Raw genomic sequence first — 17,393 nt, forward strand, 5'->3', positions numbered from 1 at the left:
AAGTGCGCGGCCGTGTCTGGCTCGAAGGGGGACGGATCGTGTCGCGGCGGATGTTGCAGCCAAATCGAAGTTGTTCAGTTTTTTGTCAACTGTAGGGTTCTAGGCTGCGGGTGACGGTCTGACCGTCCCTGATCGGGACGTGCGGGCCGCGACGGCGCCGGCGAGCGGCCGGCCTATCCCGACAGAGGAATGGAGACATAGATGGAAAACGCGATGGCCCCCGGAGTGTCGCCGGCGATCCCGGCGACCGAGGAAGACCGGATCTACCGCAAGGTAGGCTGGCGGCTGGTGCCGCTATTGGTGGTGTGTTACGTCGTGGCCTACCTGGACCGCGTGAACGTGGGTTTTGCCAAGCTGCAGATGCTGCAGGAGCTGCAGTTCAGCGAAACGGTCTACGGGCTGGGCGCGGGCATCTTCTTCATCGGCTACTTCATCTTCGAGATTCCCAGCAACATCATCCTGCACAAGGTGGGCGCGCGGGTCTGGATCGCGCGCATCATGATCACCTGGGGGATCATCTCCGCCTGCATGATGTTCGTGACCAGCGTGCACATGTTCTACGTCCTGCGCTTCCTGCTGGGCGCGGCGGAGGCCGGGTTTTTCCCGGGCATCATCCTGTACCTGACCTATTGGTACCCGGCGGCCCGGCGCGGCCGCATCACGACCTTCTTCATGACCGCGGTGCCCATGTCCGGGCTGATCGGCGGCCCGATCTCCGGCTGGATCATGAGCACCTTCCATGGCGATCATGGCCTGTCGGGATGGCAATGGCTGTTCCTGCTGGAAGGCATTCCGTCGGTGGTGATCGGCGTGCTGGTGCTGATCTACCTGGACGACCGCATCAACAAGGCCAAGTGGCTGAGCGCCAGTGAAAAGGCCGTGCTGATCCGCAATATCGCGGCCGAGGAGCAGCAGAAGGAAGACCCGCCGATCAGCGCCGCGCTGACCAAGCCGCGCGTGTGGGCGATGGCGCTGATCTACTTTTCGTTCGTGATGGGGCTGTACGGCGTGGGCTTCTGGATGCCGACCCTGATCAAGAGCACGGGCGTGCAGAGCCCGCTGGCCATCGGCCTGCTGACGGCGATTCCGAACCTGTTCGCCGTGATCGGCATGATCCTGATTTCGCGCAACTCGGACCGCCATCGCGAGCGCCGCTGGCACGTGGCGCTGCCCGCGCTGTTCGGCGCCGTGGGCCTGCTGTTCTCGGCGATCTGGAGCGGCAACACGGTGCTGGCGATCCTGGCGCTGACTGTGGCGAACATCGGCATCTGCACGGTGCTGCCGCTGTTCTGGAGCCTGCCCACCGCCTTGCTCGGCGGCACGGCGGCCGCAGCCGGCATCGCGCTCATCAACTCGGTGGGCAACCTGGCTGGCTTCGTCAGCCCGTATCTGGTCGGCTGGTTGAAGGACATGACCGGCACCACCAACACCGGGCTCTACATGTTGTCCGGCTGCCTGGTGGTCGGCGCCTTGGTGGCCCTGGCCCAACCCGCGAAGCTGGTCAACAAGTAGTTGGGCCGCGCGAGCGGGCCTGGGCAATAGCCCAGGTCCGCGCCGCGCGGAACCTCTCAGCGGTTCTTCACCCCGCGTGTTCGATCACCAGTTGCACCGACACCATTCCGTTCCACACGTTCTGCTCCAGCCGGTAAGCCGCCTGGATATGCTCGGGCAGCGACTGGTCGTGGCCGAACCAGATGGCGTCAAAGCGCTGGTGGCCGCGCTCCAGCGACAGCTTGAGGTGCTTTTCCCCGACCAGGCGCTGGTTGCGCACCACGAACTCGTCGAGGAACAGCGGCGCGGCGAAGCCGGCGCCCCACACTTGCTGCTGCAGCATGCCGGCCACGTCGGCGTTGGCGTAGCCGGTTTCCAGCGAGCCGTCGGTCTCGATCACCGGCTCGAAGGTGTCGCGGCCCGTCAGCTCGCGCACGGCGGCGTCGAAGGCCGGGGCGAAGGCGGCGAAGTCGTTGCGGCCCAGGGTCAGGCCGGCCGCCATGGCGTGGCCGCCGAACTTGCGGATCAGGTTGGGATGGCGCTTGGATACCAGGTCCAGCGCGTCGCGCAGATGCACGTCGGGGATCGAGCGGCCGGAGCCGCGGATTTCGTCGTCGCCGGCGGGCGCGAAGGCCAGCGTGGGGCGCCAGAATTTTTCCTTCAGGCGCGAAGCCACCAGGCCCACCACGCCTTGGTGCCAGCCTGGATCGAACACGCAGACCGTGGCGCCGGCGGCCGCGTTCGGCTCTTCCATGGCAGCCAGCGCCTGTTCGCGCATTTCAGCTTCGATGGTACGGCGTTCGCGGTTGATGTTGTCGAGCTCGCGCGCCATTTCGAGCGCCTGCGCCTCGTCGTCGGTGGTCAGGCAGGCGATGCCCAGGCTCATGTCGGCCAGGCGGCCGGCGGCATTGATGCGAGGGCCGAGCGCAAAGCCCAGGTCGAAGCCGTTGGCGGCGCGCGGTTCGCGCCCGGCCACGGCGAACAGCGCGCGCAGCCCGGGTTGCAGGCGGCCTGCGCGCATGCGTTGCAGCCCTTGGGTGACCAGCAGGCGGTTGTTCGCGTCCAGCTTGACCACGTCGGCCACGGTGCCCAGGGCCACCAGGTCGGACAGCGCGTCCAGGCGCGGGCCGCCGTCGGCCGCGTAGACGCCGCGGCGGCGCAACTCGGCGCGCAGCGCCAACATCATGTAGAAAATGACGCCCACGCCGGCCAGGTTCTTGGACGGAAAGCCGCAGCCCGGCTGGTTGGGATTGACGATGGCCAGGGCTGCCGGCAGCGTGTCGCCCGGCAAGTGGTGGTCGGTGATGACCACGCCGATGCCGGCCTCATTGGCCGCGTCCACGCCGTCCACGCTGGCGATGCCGTTGTCCACGGTGATGATGATGTCGGGCTTGCCGGCGCGGTGCCGGACCGCCAGCTCGACCACGGCCGGCGACAGGCCGTAACCGGTTTCGAATCGATTGGGCACCAGGAAGTCCACGTCGGCGCCCATGGCGGACAGGGCGCGCAGCCCGACCGCGCAGGCGGTGGCGCCGTCGCAATCGTAGTCGGCCACGATCAGCAGCTTCTTGCCCGCCTGGATGGCGTCGGCCAGCACGCCGGCGGCATGGGCCGAATGCGTCAGGCCGGCTGGCGGCAGCAGGGACGGCCAGGCGAGCCGGGTCTGGTCGGGATGGGTGACGCCGCGCGCGGCCCACAAGCGGGCCAGCAGCGGATGGATGCCCGAGGCTTCCAGGATATGGCAGGCTTGCAGGTCGGGGGTGCGGACGGTTAAGCGGGGTGAGACCACCAGGCGCTCCAGTTTTTCTTGGGCGCGGGCAGCAAGCCGAGCAGGCCCCCGCGCGGTTTCAGGGTAAGGGCGACCTTGCGGTCGTCGCCCAGCAGCAGCAGTTCGGCGGGCGCGGCCGGCAGGCCGTGCTTGGCGGCCAGCGGGCGCAGATGCTGCGCGTCCAGCGCGGCCAGGGCGTCCAGCCAGGCGGCCCAGTCGCCGGCCCGCTGGGGGGCGTCCAGGTTGCCGTAGACCTGTGCCGGGGCCGGCTGGGACTGCGTCCAGGGCGCGCCGCCGCCATACAGCCACAACGCGTTGACCGGCGGTAGGCCGCGCGCCGCGCGGGCGTCGTTGACCGGGTGTTCGTGCCAGGCCATCTGTATTTCATTGAGCAGCCGGCGCCACGGCCGCGCTTCCGCGTCCTGGCGCCACCAGTCGTTCAGGCGCTGTCCGGCCACGGCCAGCGGGCTGGCGGTCTGCGGACGCAGGCCTTGCGGCAGGCGCAGGCGCCAGCGTTCGGGCGAGAGTGCCTCGACCTCGAAGCCCGTGCCTTCGAACAAGGGGCGGGCGGTATCCAGCAGGGCGGCCGTTTCCTCGGCGCGTAGTTCCATCAGGCCGGGGTCGAGCAAGGCGGCCTGGTCCGTGCCCAGCGCCAGGTGGACCAGCTCGGCCAGCCAGACGGGATCATGGCCGCTGGCTTGCGCGCCGGCCAGCAGTGGTCCAAGTCCGGCCCCGGGCGGCAGGCCGGGTTCGGGGACGTAGCCCGCGCGGGCCAACTGCCAGGCTTCGTAGGGCGTACAGCCCTGGGCCCGCAGGTCGTGGGCCTGGGGCCGGGCGGCGCCGGCCTGCAGCCAGCCGTGCAGCGTGGGCGCGCGTTCGGGCAGGAGCTTGGCCAGTTCGGCGGCGACGGGAAGGGCGGGCAGGGCGCCCGGAATGACGATCAGCATGGGCGCGATTGTAGTCCGCGCACGCTGCGGGAACTAAGCGGCGTCCGCCACTGCCATAGCTTGAAACGCCTGGTCTCGGAACCGCACATCCGCGGGGCGGAATCCAGGCGGTTAATGCCATAATGCGCTCGTGCTGAAAATACCCTACGAACTATGGATAGGCGCCCGCTATGCCGGGTTGGCCCGAATCCGCCAGCGACGCGGCCGCCGCGATCGCTTCATCTCCTTTATCGCCGCCAGTTCCATGGCGGGCATTGCGCTGGGCGTCGCCGCCCTGATCGTGGTGCTGTCCGTGATGAACGGCTTCCAGAAGGAAGTTCGCGACCGCATGCTGTCGGTGCTGCCGCACATCGAACTCTATATTCCGGGCGCAGCGCCCGAGCGGGTGCTGGAGAGATGGCAGGAGTTCGCTGCCGCCGCCGAGAAGAATCCCGAGGTCAAGGCCGGCGCCCCGTTCGTGGCGGCGCAGGGCATGCTGGTGCGCGGGCAGGCCCTGCGCGGCGTGCAGGTGCGCGGCATCGATCCGCAGACCGAAGGCAATGTGTCGGACCTGCCGCGCCAGATGGTGTCGGGCAAGCTCACCGACCTGAAGCCCGGCAGCTTCGGCGTGGTGCTGGGCAATGAGCTGGCCGACGGCATGGGCGTGAAGCTCGGCGACACGCTGCTGATGATGGCGCCGCAAGGTTCAATCAGCCCGGCGGGCTTCACGCCGCGCATGCGCCAGTTCACCGTGGTGGGCGTGTTCTCGTCTGGCCACTACGAATACGATTCGTCGCTGGCCTTCGTCGACGACGAGGATGCCGCCCGCGTGTTCCGCGACAGCGGCACCGCCGGCGTGCGCCTGCGCATCGCCGACATGCAGCGCGCGCCGGAAGTGGCGGCCGAATTGCAGAAGGTGCTGCCGCCCTACATGATGGCAAGCGACTGGTCGCGCAACAACCGTACCTGGTTCGCGGCCGTGAAGACCGAAAAGCGCATGATGTTCCTGATCCTGGCGCTGATCGTGGCCGTGGCGGCGTTCAACCTGTTGTCGTCGCTGGTCATGGCCGTGAAGGACAAGCAGTCCGACATCGCCATCCTGCGCACGCTGGGCGCGGGACCGCGCGAGATCGCCCGCATCTTCCTGGTGCAGGGAGCGCTGATCGGCGTGATCGGCACGCTGCTGGGCGTGGCGGGCGGCATCCTCATCGCCTACAACGTGGACGTGATCGTGCCGTTCATCGAAGGCCTGCTGGGCGTGCATTTCCTGCCGCGCGAAATCTATTTCATCAGCGCCTTGCCGTCGGATCCGCAGATGGGCGACATCGTCACCATCGGCGTGACCTCCCTGGTGCTGTCGCTGCTGGCGACCCTGTACCCCAGCTGGCGCGCCTCGCGCCTGCAACCCGCTCAGGTGCTGCGCCATGACTGACATGCTGACTCCCGCACTGCAGGCCGACAACATCGTCAAGGTCTACGACGAAGGCCCCGCGCGCATCGAAGTGCTGAGCAACGTCAGCCTGTCCGTGGCGCGCGGCGAAATGGTCGCCATCGTCGGCGCCTCCGGTTCCGGCAAGAGCACGCTGCTGCACATCCTGGGCCTGCTGGACGTGCCTACCAGCGGTTCCGTGTCGGTGGACGGGCAGCTTGGCATCGGGCTGTCCGAGGGCCGCAAGAGCGCCGTGCGCAACCGCAGCCTGGGCTTCGTCTACCAGTTCCACCACCTGCTGCCGGAATTCTCCGCGCTGGACAACGTGGCGATGCCGCTGATCGTGCGCCGCGAGAACCGCGACAAGGCGCGGCAAGCCGCGCACGAGGTCCTGGGCATGGTGGGCCTGGCCGCGCGCGAAGGTCACTTCCCCGGCCAGCTGTCCGGCGGCGAGCGGCAGCGCGTGGCGCTGGCGCGCGCGTTGGTCACGCGGCCTGTCTGCGTGCTGGCCGACGAGCCCACCGGCAACCTGGACCGCCACACCGCGCACAATATGTTCGAACTGCTGACGCGGGTGAACCAGGAGTCCGGCACGGCGTTCGCCATCGTCACGCACGATCCGGAACTGGCAGCCCGCGCCGACCGCCAGCTGCTCATGGAAAACGGCCGCCTGGTTTCGGGATAGGCCGGCACGGGTGGATAATCCGGGCAAGGAGGTCGCGCCCATGCTGATCGATACCCATTGCCACCTGGATGCCGCCGAGTTCGACGCCGACCGCGAGCAAGTCGCCGACCGCGCCTGCGAGGCAGGCGTCCAATCCATCGTGATTCCGGCCGTCGAGCGCGCAAATTTTTCGGTGGTGCGCGAACTGGCCGGCAAGACGGCCGGCGGCGCCTACGCGCTGGGCATACACCCGCTATACGTGCAGCGTGCCAGCGACGGCGACCTGGAGGCGCTGCGCGCCGCCGTCAAGGAATCGCTGGGCGACCCCCGCTTCGTCGCCATCGGCGAGATCGGCCTGGATTTCTTCGTTCCTGAAATTGCCTCCGGCGAACCGCGCGAGCGCCAGGAGCGCTTCTATGCCGCACAACTGGCGCTGGCCGCGGAGTTCGGCCTGCCGGTGCTGCTGCATGTGCGCAAATCGCAGGACATCCTCTTGAAATACCTGCGCCGCCATCCGCGCATCGGCGGCATTGCGCATGCCTTCAACGGCAGCGCGCAGCAGGCGCAGGCCTTCATCGATCAGGGTTTCGCGCTGGGCCTGGGCGGCGCCATGACCTATGAGCGCGCCTTGCAGATCCGCCGCCATGCGGTGGACGTGGACTTGGCGCACCTGGTGCTGGAAACCGATGCGCCGGACATTCCGCCGGCCTGGCTGCATCCGCCGCAGCGGCGCAACGCGCCCGCCGAACTGGTCCGCATCGCGGCCACGTTGGCGGAACTGCGCGGCATCACGCCGGCGCAGGTGGCGCATGCCACCACCGCCAACGCCATGCGCGTGTTGCCGCGGCTGCCCGCTGCAATCCTGGCCGACGCCGACTGATCGGGCCGGGCCTCAGCCGTTCAGGCGCGGCAGTTCAAGCCGCACGCTCAACCCTTGCGGCGACAGGTTGCGGGCCGACATCCTGCCCTTGTGCGCGGCCACGGCGGCCTGGGCAATGGACAGGCCCAATCCGGCGCCGCTGCCCGGTTTGCGCGCGCCGGAGGCGGTGCGATAGAAGGGTTCGAACAGCGATTCCAGCTCTTCGGCGGCCACGCCCGGTCCGCGGTCCTCGATCTCCAGGCAGGCTTCCTGCGCGTTCGACAGCAGGCGCACGCGGATCGCGCTGTGCGCGGGGGCGAAACGCAAGGCGTTGCGCAACACGTTTTCGATGGCGCTGGCCAGGCTGCAGCGGTCGCCGACGAGGGGCACGGGGGCGTGCTGGCCCCACTCTATGCGGATCTGCCGGCCGCCGGCCTCAAAGCGCGCGTCCTCGACGACATCGGACACGATTTCGGCGAGATCCAGGCTGTCGGTAGGCACGGGCAGGGCGCCCAGGCGCGCCAGCCGCAAGGTGTTGCCCACCAGCGCGTCCAGGCGTTCGCACTCGAGTTCGATGCGGTCCAGCTGCAGGTCCTGGCGCTCGTCCTTGCGCCGCGCCAGTTCGGCTGCCAGCCGCAGCCGCGCAAGCGGCGAGCGCAGCTCGTGCGCAATGTTGTGCAGCAGTTGCTCGCGCGTATCGACCAGCGCCTTCAGGCGGTCGGCCATGGCGTCGAAGTCGCGCGCCAAGAGGCCCAGTTCGTCCTTGCGGCGCGCCAGCTTGGCAGGCGTGTGCGCATCCAGGCGCCCGGCGGACAAGGCATGCGTGGTCTGGCGCAACTGCGCCAAGGGCGCGGTCACGTGGCGGCTCAAGGCCCAGCAGAACGGCGCGGTCACGGCCAGCGCGAACAGCACCAGCGCCAGCGCGACGGGCGACAGGGCCAGCACTTCCCAATGCGAAGAATCGAACGGCAGGAACAGCAAGAGCAGCACGGAGCCATCGGGCAGGACCAGTTTTTGCGGCTCCCACCAGGACACGCGCTCGCCGGTGGGGTCGGCGGGCAGGTAGTCGGCTTTTGGCGAGCGGTCCGGCCCGGCGCGGAAGTCGCTCAGCCAGTCTTCCATGCGGGCGGGCAGGCGCCGGCCCAGGATGTCCTTATCCTGGGTGTCCATGACGTAGATCTTCAGGGCCGAGTAGCGCTGGTCCATGGCCTCGACCCAGCGCTTCAGGCCGTCCGCGCCCTCGCTGCGGGCGATCTGCGCGGCGTCGCGCGTGAGATTGCCGGGATTCAGGCCGTCCAGCGAGTTGAAGCGGTACCAGGCGACCGCGGCCGTCAGCACCATGCCGCAAACCAGGATGACGGCCATCGCGCCCCAGAAGGTCAGGAAAGCGCGCCCGAACAGCGAACGGGTGGGCAGCCAGGCCATCAGTCGGCGCCCGCCAGCACGTAGCCCAGGCCGCGCAGGTTGCGGATCGCCAGCGTCTCGGGGCCGCTGTCGCTGCGCAGCTTCTTGCGCAGCGAGCTGATGTGGGTGTCGATGCTGCGGTCGTAGCGGTCGGGCTTGCGGCCCAGCGCGTAGATCCCGATCTGGTCGCGCGCGACCACCTGGCCGGGCGTGCGCATCAGGATTTCCAGGATGCGCTGTTCGGCGCCGGTCAGCGCGATTTCGCTGTCGCCCACCCGCAAGAGGCCGGTGGCGGGGTCGAGCGACACCGCGCCCAGCGCCAGGGCGGGGCGGGCGGTGTCGGGCACTTCTTCGAAGCGGCGCAGCACTGCGGTGATGCGGGCCTTGAGCTCGCGCGGACTGAAGGGTTTGGCGAGGTAGTCGTCGGCGCCGAACTCCAGGCCCAGCACGCGATCCGTCTCGCCGCCGTGGGCGGTGAACATGATGACGGGCCGGCGCGAGCGCTGGCGGTACTGCTTCAGCAGGTCCAGCCCGTTGCCGTCGGGCAGCATCAGGTCCAGCAGCACCAGGTCGTAGTCGTCCTGCGCCAACAGGGCGAGGCCCTGCGCGCCGCTATGCGCCAGGGTGAGCTGGCAATGACCGGGTTCCAGGTATTCGCGCAGCATCTGCGCCAGTTCGACATCATCGTCGATCAGCAGGATGCGGCGATTCGCCGGAGCGTGGGAAAAAGGCATGCGTGTCGTCGGTTCTGCATCCGGCAGTGTGGCTGATGGCCGCGGGCCGGAGTGTCAAGAAGTTCAAAGAAGATAAAAGTTGCGGAAAGCGTGTTGCTGGCTCCCGGCAGGTCCAATTCTAATATGAGAATGGTTTTCATTAATAAATACGGGGCAGGACGGACGCCGCACGCGGGGTGCGGAGCGGGCCTGGGACGGGAGAAACTGGAATCATGAGCAGCAAAGAATTGGTCGCCGGCCGGCGCGGTCCGGGTTCGCGCACGCAGTTGGCGGCGGCCCTGTGCGCAGCAGGGTTAGGCGTGGCGCAGCCCGCCTGGGCGCAAAGCGCGGACAGCGCCAAGACGCTGGACACGGTGGTGGTGACGGCTTCGGGCTATGAACAGCAGATCCAGGACGCGCCGGCGTCGATCAGCGTGATCACCCGCGAGGACCTGGACAAGAAGTTCTACCGCGACATCAATGATGCGCTGGTGGACGTGCCGGGCGTCATCGTCACAGGCGGCGGCGACCGCCAGGACATCAGCCTGCGCGGCATGGGACCCAAGTACACGCTGATCCTGATCGACGGCAAGCGCCAGAATTCGCGCGAAACCCGCACCAACTCGGATTCCACGGGCGTCGAAGGCGGCTGGACCCCGCCGCTTTCCGCCATCGAGCGCATCGAGGTGGTGCGCGGTCCCATGTCCTCGCTGTACGGCTCGGACGCCATGGGCGGGGTGATCAACATCATCACGCGCAAGGTGCCCTCGGAGTGGGGCGGCGAGATCCGCCTGGACACCACGATCCAGGAGAGCAACAAGTCGGGCGACATCTACCAGGGCAACTTCTACCTGTCCGGCCCGATCAAAACGGACCTGCTGGGCCTGCAGATCTACGGCCAGGCCACGCAGCGCGACGAAGACGACATCGTCGACGGCTTCCGCAAGCGCAACTCGGAAAGCGTCACGGCCAAGCTGGCGTTGACCCCCAACCGCGACCACGACATCGTGCTGGAAGCGACCACCATGCGCCAGAAGCTGCACGAAACGCTGGGCAAGACGGTCGAGCCGCTGCCGCCCGGCCAGGCTTGCGGGCGCAATGGCTGCCCCGCTTCGTCCGATACCGACTACCGCAGCAACAAGTGGGCGCTGTCGCATACCGGACGCTGGGGCTGGGGCGTGTCGGACAGCTACGTGCAGCAGGAAGAGTTCGACAACCGCTCGCGCCAGATGAAGATCAAGAACCTGGACATCCAGACGAGCTGGACCTTGCCCTTGGGCTCGCACATGCTGACCCTGGGCGGCAGCTACCTGAGCCAGCGCCTGAACGACCAGACCGGCAACCAGCTGGCCAACGGCCCCAGCAAGGTGGATCGCTACCAATGGGCCTTGTTCGCCGAGGACGAATGGCGCCTGACCGAGACCTTCGCCGTCACCACCGGCCTGCGCATGGACGAAGACGAGAACTTCGGCACGCATTTCAGCCCGCGCCTGTACGGCGTCTGGCACATGGCCGACCGCTGGACCCTGAAGGGCGGCGTGTCCACCGGGTTCCGAGCGCCCGACCTGCGCCAGACGGTGGCGGGCTGGGGGCAAGTCAGCCGCGGCGGCAATATGTACGGCAACCCGGACCTGACGCCCGAGAAGTCGGTGACCGAGGAAATCGGCATCCTGTATGACGACGGCGAAGGCTTCAACGCCGGCCTGACGATCTTCAACAACGACTTCAAGGACAAGATCACCCGCGTGGCTTGCCCGGCGACGCAGTGCACGGACGGCCCGAACCAGTTCGGCTCGGACCCGACCACCTACATGAACGTGGACAAGGCCAATTCGCGCGGCGTGGAAGCCAACCTGAAGCTGCCGCTGTCGCGCGACTGGTCCCTGACCAGCAGCTACACCTTCACCAAGTCGGAGCAGAAATCCGGCCAGTACAAGGGCCAGCCGCTCAACCAGCTGCCCAAGCATCTGTTCACCACCACGGTGAACTGGCAGGCCTCGGACGCGCTGCAGGCCTGGGCGCGCCTGAACTACCGCGGCAAGGAAAGCCAGCCCATCACCGGCCCGTCGTCCTCGTCGGTGGTCGCGCCTTCCTACACCTTCGTGGACCTGGGCGGTTCGTACCAGGTGAACAAGACGGTGGCGGTGTACGCCGGCATCTACAACCTGTTCGACAAGCAGGTCACGTACGACGACTACGGATACGTCGAGGACGGCCGCCGCTACTGGCTGGGCGTGGGCGTCAAGTTCTGAGTTTGAAAGGGCGCCTGGCGCCCGCAACATGAAGAGGTACGCATGAAGAAGCAAATGCAGGCAGGCCGCGTCCGGCGTTGGGCGATGCAGGCCGGGGCCGCGCTGGTCCTGGGCGCCGCCACGGCGGTATGCGCCGCGCAGGCGACGGTGCCGGTGAAGCACGCGCGCGGCGAAACCGCCGTGCCGGCCAATCCGGCGAAGACGGTGGTGATGGACCTGGCCGTGCTGGACACCCTGCATGCGCTGGACGTGAACGTGGCGGGCGTGCCGACGGTCGCCAAGTGGCCGCCGCAGCTGAGCCAGTATGCCGATCAGCGCTACCTGAAGGTGGGTTCGATGTTCGAGCCCAACTACGAAGTGATCCACGCCGCAGCGCCGCAGCTCATCTTCGTCGCGGGCCGCTCCGCGCCCAAGTACGACGAACTCGCCAAGCTGGCGCCCACCGTCGACCTGACGGTCAATGCCAAGGACATGGTCGGCAGCGTCACACGCAACACCGAAACGCTGGCCGCCATCTACGGCAAGCAGGATCTTGCCAAGACCAAGCTCGACGCCCTGCGCGCCTCGATCTCGGACCTGAACGGCAAGGCGGCCAGCGCCGGTACCGCGCTGATCGTGCTGACCACCGGCGGCAAGATGAGCGCCTATGGTCCGGGCTCGCGCTTCGGCGTGATCCACGACGCCTTCGGCATCAAGCCGGCGACGACGGGGCTGAGCGTGTCGAACCACGGCCAGGCGATCTCGTTCGAGTTCATCGCCCAGACCGACCCCGACTGGCTGTTCGTGATCGACCGCGACGCCGCCATCGGCCGCGAGGGCGTGTCGGCCCAGCGCATGCTGGACAACGAGCTGGTGCGTCCGACCAAGGCCTGGAAGAACAAGCGCGTGGTCTACCTGAACGGCTACAACTGGTATCTGCTGGGCAGCGCGGGCCTGACGGCCATGCAGCAGAACGTGGACGAGATCGCGGCCGCGCTGGCGGCGGGCAAGTAAAGCCTGATGCGTGAACGGCGGGAGTATCGCGGGTGAGTTGGCGGCAGTCCATAGGCGGTTGGGGCGGGCTGGCGGTGGCGGTGGGCTTGCTGCTGGCCCTGTGCGCGGCCAGCGTCAGCCTGGGCGCGGGCCAGCTCAGCCTGTCCGCGCTGTGGGGCAGCGGTGACGAGGCCGAGCGCGCCTGGCGCCTGCTGATGGTCAGCCGGATCCCCCGCACGCTGGCCTTGCTGCTGGCCGGCATGTCGCTGGCGGTGGCGGGGCTCATCATGCAGATGCTGGTGCGCAACCGCTACGTCGAGCCCACCACGGCCGGTACCGTGGAATCCGCCACCCTGGGCATACTCGTCGTCACGCTGCTGGCGCCGGACACGCCCGTGATCGGCAAGATGCTGACGGCCACGGGCTTTGCGCTGGCGGGCACCTTGCTGTTCCTGGCGCTGCTCAAGCGCGTGCCGCTGCGCACGCCCTTCATCGTGCCGTTGATCGGCCTGATCCTGGGCGGCGTGATCCACGCCGCCACCACCTTCGTCGCCTATCGCTACGACCTCTTGCAGTCGCTGCACGCCTGGACCACGGGCGACTTTTCGGGCGTGCTGCGCGGGCGCTATGAGCTGCTGTGGATAGGTTTCGGCCTGGCCTGCGCTGCCTACGCGGCGGCCGATCGCTACACCGTGGCCGGCATGGGCCGCGAGTTCGCCGCCAACCTGGGCCTGAACCATGCGCGGCTGACGCTGGCGGGGCTGCTGATCGTGTCGGCGATTTCGGCGGTGGTGGTGGTGACGGCCGGCAGCATTCCTTTCCTGGGCCTGATCGTGCCCAATGCCGTCAGCCTGGTGCTGGGCGACAACATGCGCCGCTCCATCCCCTGGGTGGCGGTGCTGGGCGGCGTGTTCGTGCTGGCCTGCGACGTCATCGGCCGGCTGGTGATCCATCCCTACGAGATTCCCATCGGCACGGTGGTCGGCGTGCTGGGCAGCATACTGTTCCTGTGGCTGTTGCGCACGCGGAGGAACCGGCTTGGCTGAACTCGCCATCTCCGTCCCGGCGCCGGTCCGTGCGCCGCAAGCCTGGCGCCTGTGGCTGCTGGGTATCATTGCGCTGGCCTGCGCCGTCGCCTTCATGACGCTGGGCGCCAACGGCCAGTGGTCTTTCGTGATTCCGTTCCGCGGCGCCAAGCTGGCGGCGATGCTGCTGGTGGCCTATGCCGTGGCGGTGTCGTCGGTGCTGTTCCAGACGATCACCCACAACCGCATCCTGACGCCGGCCATCATGGGCTTTGACGCCCTGTACCTGCTGATCCAGGCCGTGGTGGTGTTCGGCTTCGGCCAGGCGGCCACGGCGGCCAGCCATCCGGTGGCCGCTTTCCTGCTGGAGGTGGGCGCCATGACGGCGTTCGCCTGCCTGCTGTTCCGCTGGCTGTTCTCGGATGCGGTGCGCAGCCTGCACCTGATGATGCTGGTGGGCATCATCTTCGGCCTGCTGTTTCGCAGCCTGTCCAACTTCGTGGTGCGGCTGATAGACCCCAATGAATTCCTGGTGCTGCAGGACCGCATGTTCGCCAGCTTCAATACCGTGCGCGTGGGCCTGCTGCCGATCGCGCTGGCCGCGGTGTGCGCCGCGTCGCTGCTGGTGTGGCGCATGCGCCGCCGCTACGACGTGTTGGCGCTGGGCCGCGACATCGCGGTGAACCTGGGCGTGGACTATCGCCGCACGCTGATGCTGACGCTGGCCGCCATTGCGGTGCTGGTGTCGGTGTCGACGGCGCTGGTCGGCCCGGTGACGTTCTTCGGCCTGCTGGTCAGCAACCTGGCCTATCAGGCCATGGGGTCCGACCGGCACCGCCACACCGTTCCGGCGGCCGTGCTGCTGAGCGTGATCTTCCTGGTGGGCGGCCAGACGCTGCTGGAACGCGTGCTGGGCCTGAATACCACCGTCAGCGTGGTGATCGAATTCCTGGGCGGGCTGATGTTCCTCGTCCTGATCCTGCGCAGGGGGCGCCGATGATAGAGATCCAGCAAGTCAGCAAGCAGTACGGCGACAGCGTGGTGGTCGACGACGTCAGCCTGTCGCTGCCCGCGAGCGGCGTCACGGCCATCATCGGCCCCAACGGCGCGGGCAAGTCCACGCTGCTGTCCATGATCAGCCGGCTGCTGCCGATGTCGGCGGGCCGGGTGCTGGTGGAGGGCCTGGACGTGACCCGGGCGGACAGCCGCGAACTGGCGCGCCGCCTGGCCATCTTGCGGCAGGACAATCATCTGCCGCTACGGCTGACGGCGAGGGATCTGGTCGCCTTCGGCCGGTATCCGCACACGGGCGGCCGCCTGACGCTGGACGACAAGGACCATATCGACCGCGCCATCGCCTACCTGAATCTGGAAGCGCTGGCCGACCGCTACCTGGACGAGATGTCGGGCGGACAGCGCCAGCGCGCCTTCGTGGCCATGGTGTTGTGCCAGGACACGCGCTACGTGCTGCTGGACGAACCCCTGAACAGCCTGGACATGAAGCATGCCGTCGCCATGATGGCCACGCTGCGCCGCGCGGCCGACGAACTGGGCAAGACGGTGGTGCTGGTGCTGCACGACATCAATTTCGCGTCCACCTACGCGGACCGCATCGTGGCGATGCGGGCAGGGCGCATCGCTCATCAGGGGACTCCGGCCGAACTGGTCCGGCCGGAGGTCCTGAGCGAACTTTACGAGCTGCCGATCGAGGTGCACGAGATCGGCGGCCGGCGCATCTGCGTGTACTACCGCCAGCCCTAGCGGCTGAGATCCACCGCGTAGCGCGACAGCTGGGTCACCGGGTCAGGCGTGGCGTCGTGCACCGTGACGTTGTCCACGCCATGCGCCGCGGCCATGGCCAGCGTGCCCGGCACCGACGCGAACACCACCGGACCGGCCAGGGCGCCCACTGGCGCGAAGCGCCAGCTGCGGTCCAGGCCATAGGTCGCCAGGTCCAGGTCCGGGTGCTTGCGGATGTAGCTGATCAGCACGTCGCGGCTGGCGTCCGGGGCTTGCAGCACGATGTCGCCCTTGCCGCCGGCCAGGCCGGGGAAGTCGCCGCCGCCGCTGGCGCGGTAATTGTTCGTGACCACCAGGAATTGCGCCGCCGGATCGAGCGGCGCGCCCTGATACGTCAGCTTGGTGATGCGCGAGCCCTTGGGGCGGGTAACGTCGATCTCGTACCGCAGGGCGTTGCCCGCGGCATAGAGCACGTCGAAGTTGAAGGTCGGAAAGCCCGTGTCGATCAGATCCTGCGGCGCGACCTGGCCTGGAACGATCTGCCGGAACTGCTCGGCGGTTTTCTCCAGCCATTGCCGCACGATGTCGCCGCTGACCCGCACCACTTGCAGGGTGTTGGGGTACAGGTAGAGATCGGCGGCGTTGTTGATGGCGATGTTGCCCTGCTTCACATAGGTGAAATCGCCCGGACCATTGCGTCCGCCCTTGAAGGGCGCGGCCGCCGACAGGATGGGCAGGGCGGCATACGACGGCTTGTTCTTGGCGATGTAGTCCGCCAGATAATCGATCTGCGCCATGTTCACGATCTGCAGCGCCGACACGTCGCCCGCCAGCGCGTAATAGGTCGCCATGTCGAAGCGGCTCTGGCCGATGGGGGTCTTGACATAGGCAATGGTGGCGGCGTGTTCGGCCTGCACCAGCTGCTGCGCGGCGGCGTCGGATTCGACATAGGTCGCGGGCGTGGCGCCGTTCTGCGCGGTCAGGCGCGTGGAGATGCGCTGCACGCGCGTGGCGTCCTTCCGTACCTGCCAGCCTTTGTCATAGGCAAGCTTGAGCGTGATCTGGCCGAGGTTGTTGCCCCATTGGCCGGCCTGCACCGCCGGCACGCCGTTGATCAGGCCCTTCTCCAGCTCTATGCCGGGCTGGCCCGCGAATTGCGACTTGGCGTTGGTGTCGGGAAACAGCAGGTGCTGGTGGCCGGTGATCAGCGCGTCGATGCCAGGCACCTGGCTCAGGTAGCCGGCGCCATTCTCCATGGCCGGGCTGTAGGCGGTGAGCATGTCGATGCCGCCATGCGCCAATGCCACCACCAGGTCCGCGCCGGCCGCGCGCATTTCCGGCACGTAGCGCTGCGCCGATTCCTTCCAGCCCGCGACTTCCACGTGGCCTTCCAGATTGGCCTTGTCCCATTGCAGGATGGGCGGGGGCGCAAAACCGATCACGCCGACTTTCAGCGCGACGTCGATCTGCTTGCCGTTCGGATCCGTGGCCTTGAAGGTCTTGTTCAGCAGGACCCAGGGCTTGAAGATGGGTTGCTTGCTGGCGGCCGACACCACGTTGGCGGATACGAAGGGGAATCCGGGCGCCGCGCAGTCCTTGGCCCCGGCGGGGTTGGTCTGCGCCGTGCCCTTGCCGATGCCGGCCAGCCCGAAGTTCGTGTCGGTGATCTGCGACAGGAAGGGCAGGCCATAGTTGAACTCGTGGTTGCCCAGCGTGGCCGCGTCATAGGCCAGCAGTTTCATCTGCTTGTAGATCGCCAGCATGTCGCTGCATTGCACCGGCTTGACCAGCGCCTGGTAATCGGACAGGGCCGTGCCCTGGATGGTGTCGCCGTTGTCGAACAGCAGCGTGTTGGCGTTCTGCTTGCGCGCATTGGCGATCAGCGTGGCCGTGCGGTCCACGCCGTAGCTCTTGTCCTCGGCCAGCTTGTAGTAGTCGTAGCCCAGCACGTTGGCGTGCAGGTCGGTGGTGCCCAGGATGGCCACGTCCAGGGTGGAACCCTGGGGCACGCTCGTCTGCGGCGGCGTCTGCGGCGCGTCATCGTCGTCGTCATCGCCGCCACAGGCGGCCAGGCCCGCCAGCAGGGCTGCGCTGGCGGAAATTGCAAGGATCTTTCCTAGATTCGGCTTCACCGTCTTTCCTCCGGGTTT

The 17,393-nt window shown here is 67.8% G+C and carries 14 protein-coding genes; 9 read left to right on the forward strand and 5 right to left on the reverse strand.

Features of this window, described 5'->3' with window-relative positions; genetic code table 11:
- Nucleotides 1–201: 201 nt before the first annotated feature.
- Complete coding sequence (locus BRO63_RS18710; RefSeq protein WP_088141208.1) at nt 202–1,512, forward strand: MFS transporter; 1,311 nt, start codon at nt 202–204, stop codon at nt 1,510–1,512.
- 67 nt (nt 1,513–1,579) lie between these two features.
- Here the strand turns inward: BRO63_RS18710 and recJ are convergent, their stop codons facing one another.
- A complete protein-coding gene (gene recJ, locus BRO63_RS18715; protein ID WP_088141209.1) occupies nt 1,580–3,280 on the reverse strand; it encodes a single-stranded-DNA-specific exonuclease RecJ in 1,701 nt (566 codons plus the stop codon).
- The gene (locus tag BRO63_RS18720) at nt 3,262–4,206 is read right to left on the reverse strand and encodes a hypothetical protein (protein WP_088141210.1); all 945 of its coding nucleotides are present in this window, start codon (nt 4,204–4,206) and stop codon (nt 3,262–3,264) included. The genes recJ and BRO63_RS18720 overlap by 19 nt, the downstream gene beginning before the upstream one ends.
- A 178-nt stretch (nt 4,207–4,384) precedes the next feature.
- Between BRO63_RS18720 and BRO63_RS18725 the strand changes: the two genes are divergently transcribed.
- Genes BRO63_RS18725 through BRO63_RS18735 form a run of 3 tightly spaced genes read left to right on the forward strand, consistent with a single transcriptional unit; the run spans nt 4,385 to nt 7,158 of the window.
- Nucleotides 4,385–5,617, forward strand: a complete 1,233-nt coding sequence (locus BRO63_RS18725; protein ID WP_256943354.1) for a lipoprotein-releasing ABC transporter permease subunit — start codon at nt 4,385–4,387, stop codon at nt 5,615–5,617.
- Entirely contained in the window at nt 5,610–6,299 is a 690-nt protein-coding gene (locus BRO63_RS18730; RefSeq protein ID WP_088141212.1) for an ABC transporter ATP-binding protein, read from the forward strand. The genes BRO63_RS18725 and BRO63_RS18730 overlap by 8 nt, the downstream gene beginning before the upstream one ends.
- A gap of 40 nt (nt 6,300–6,339) precedes the next feature.
- Nucleotides 6,340–7,158: a TatD family hydrolase gene (locus tag BRO63_RS18735; protein ID WP_088141340.1), complete on the forward strand. Its 819-nt coding sequence runs from the start codon at nt 6,340–6,342 to the stop codon at nt 7,156–7,158.
- 12 nt (nt 7,159–7,170) lie between these two features.
- Here the strand turns inward: BRO63_RS18735 and BRO63_RS18740 are convergent, their stop codons facing one another.
- Nucleotides 7,171–8,562, reverse strand: coding sequence for a sensor histidine kinase (locus BRO63_RS18740; RefSeq protein WP_088141213.1), 1,392 nt, complete (start codon nt 8,560–8,562; stop codon nt 7,171–7,173).
- Nucleotides 8,562–9,275 carry a response regulator transcription factor gene (locus BRO63_RS18745; RefSeq protein WP_088141215.1) on the reverse strand — a complete coding sequence of 238 codons (714 nt, stop codon included), beginning with the start codon at nt 9,273–9,275 and terminating at the stop codon, nt 8,562–8,564. The genes BRO63_RS18740 and BRO63_RS18745 overlap by 1 nt, the downstream gene beginning before the upstream one ends.
- Before the next feature lie 212 nt (nt 9,276–9,487).
- Between BRO63_RS18745 and BRO63_RS18750 the strand changes: the two genes are divergently transcribed.
- From BRO63_RS18750 to BRO63_RS18770, 5 genes are read left to right on the forward strand one after another with little or no spacing between them, the layout of a single operon-like run.
- Nucleotides 9,488–11,506 carry a ligand-gated channel protein gene (locus tag BRO63_RS18750; RefSeq protein ID WP_088141216.1) on the forward strand — a complete coding sequence of 673 codons (2,019 nt, stop codon included), beginning with the start codon at nt 9,488–9,490 and terminating at the stop codon, nt 11,504–11,506.
- A 42-nt stretch (nt 11,507–11,548) separates the two neighbouring features.
- Nucleotides 11,549–12,499, forward strand: coding sequence for a siderophore ABC transporter substrate-binding protein (locus tag BRO63_RS18755; protein ID WP_088141218.1), 951 nt, complete (start codon nt 11,549–11,551; stop codon nt 12,497–12,499).
- A 32-nt stretch (nt 12,500–12,531) separates the two neighbouring features.
- Nucleotides 12,532–13,524 carry an ABC transporter permease gene (locus BRO63_RS18760; RefSeq protein WP_088141219.1) on the forward strand — a complete coding sequence of 331 codons (993 nt, stop codon included), beginning with the start codon at nt 12,532–12,534 and terminating at the stop codon, nt 13,522–13,524.
- On the forward strand, nt 13,517–14,503 hold the full coding sequence (locus tag BRO63_RS18765) for an iron chelate uptake ABC transporter family permease subunit (RefSeq protein WP_179215145.1): 987 nt from the start codon (nt 13,517–13,519) through the stop codon (nt 14,501–14,503). Before BRO63_RS18760 ends, BRO63_RS18765 begins: the two co-directional genes overlap by 8 nt.
- The gene (locus tag BRO63_RS18770) at nt 14,500–15,264 is read left to right on the forward strand and encodes an iron ABC transporter ATP-binding protein (protein ID WP_088141221.1); all 765 of its coding nucleotides are present in this window, start codon (nt 14,500–14,502) and stop codon (nt 15,262–15,264) included. The genes BRO63_RS18765 and BRO63_RS18770 overlap by 4 nt, the downstream gene beginning before the upstream one ends.
- Here BRO63_RS18770 and BRO63_RS18775 read toward each other — a convergent pair.
- Entirely contained in the window at nt 15,261–17,375 is a 2,115-nt protein-coding gene (locus BRO63_RS18775) for a 5'-nucleotidase C-terminal domain-containing protein (protein ID WP_179215146.1), read from the reverse strand. The genes BRO63_RS18770 and BRO63_RS18775 overlap by 4 nt on opposite strands.
- Between the last annotated feature and the right edge of the window lie 18 nt (nt 17,376–17,393).

The sequence above is a fragment of the Achromobacter xylosoxidans genome, assembly GCF_002192695.1.
In the GTDB taxonomy this organism is placed as follows: domain Bacteria; phylum Pseudomonadota; class Gammaproteobacteria; order Burkholderiales; family Burkholderiaceae_B; genus Achromobacter; species Achromobacter xylosoxidans_C.

Excerpts from the sequence above, each read along its gene's own strand:
- BRO63_RS18755 (WP_088141218.1), top strand. The coding sequence starts at position 11,549 with ATGAAGAAGCAAATGCAGGCAGGCCGCGTCCGGCGTTGGGCGATGCAG.
- BRO63_RS18735 (WP_088141340.1), top strand. The coding sequence starts at position 6,340 with ATGCTGATCGATACCCATTGCCACCTGGATGCCGCCGAGTTCGACGCC.
- BRO63_RS18730 (WP_088141212.1), top strand. The coding sequence starts at position 5,610 with ATGACTGACATGCTGACTCCCGCACTGCAGGCCGACAACATCGTCAAG.
- BRO63_RS18740 (WP_088141213.1), bottom strand. The coding sequence starts at position 8,562 with ATGGCCTGGCTGCCCACCCGTTCGCTGTTCGGGCGCGCTTTCCTGACC.
- BRO63_RS18710 (WP_088141208.1), top strand. The coding sequence starts at position 202 with ATGGAAAACGCGATGGCCCCCGGAGTGTCGCCGGCGATCCCGGCGACC.
- BRO63_RS18720 (WP_088141210.1), bottom strand. The coding sequence starts at position 4,206 with ATGCTGATCGTCATTCCGGGCGCCCTGCCCGCCCTTCCCGTCGCCGCC.
- BRO63_RS18745 (WP_088141215.1), bottom strand. The coding sequence starts at position 9,275 with ATGCCTTTTTCCCACGCTCCGGCGAATCGCCGCATCCTGCTGATCGAC.
- BRO63_RS18770 (WP_088141221.1), top strand. The coding sequence starts at position 14,500 with ATGATAGAGATCCAGCAAGTCAGCAAGCAGTACGGCGACAGCGTGGTG.
- BRO63_RS18750 (WP_088141216.1), top strand. The coding sequence starts at position 9,488 with ATGAGCAGCAAAGAATTGGTCGCCGGCCGGCGCGGTCCGGGTTCGCGC.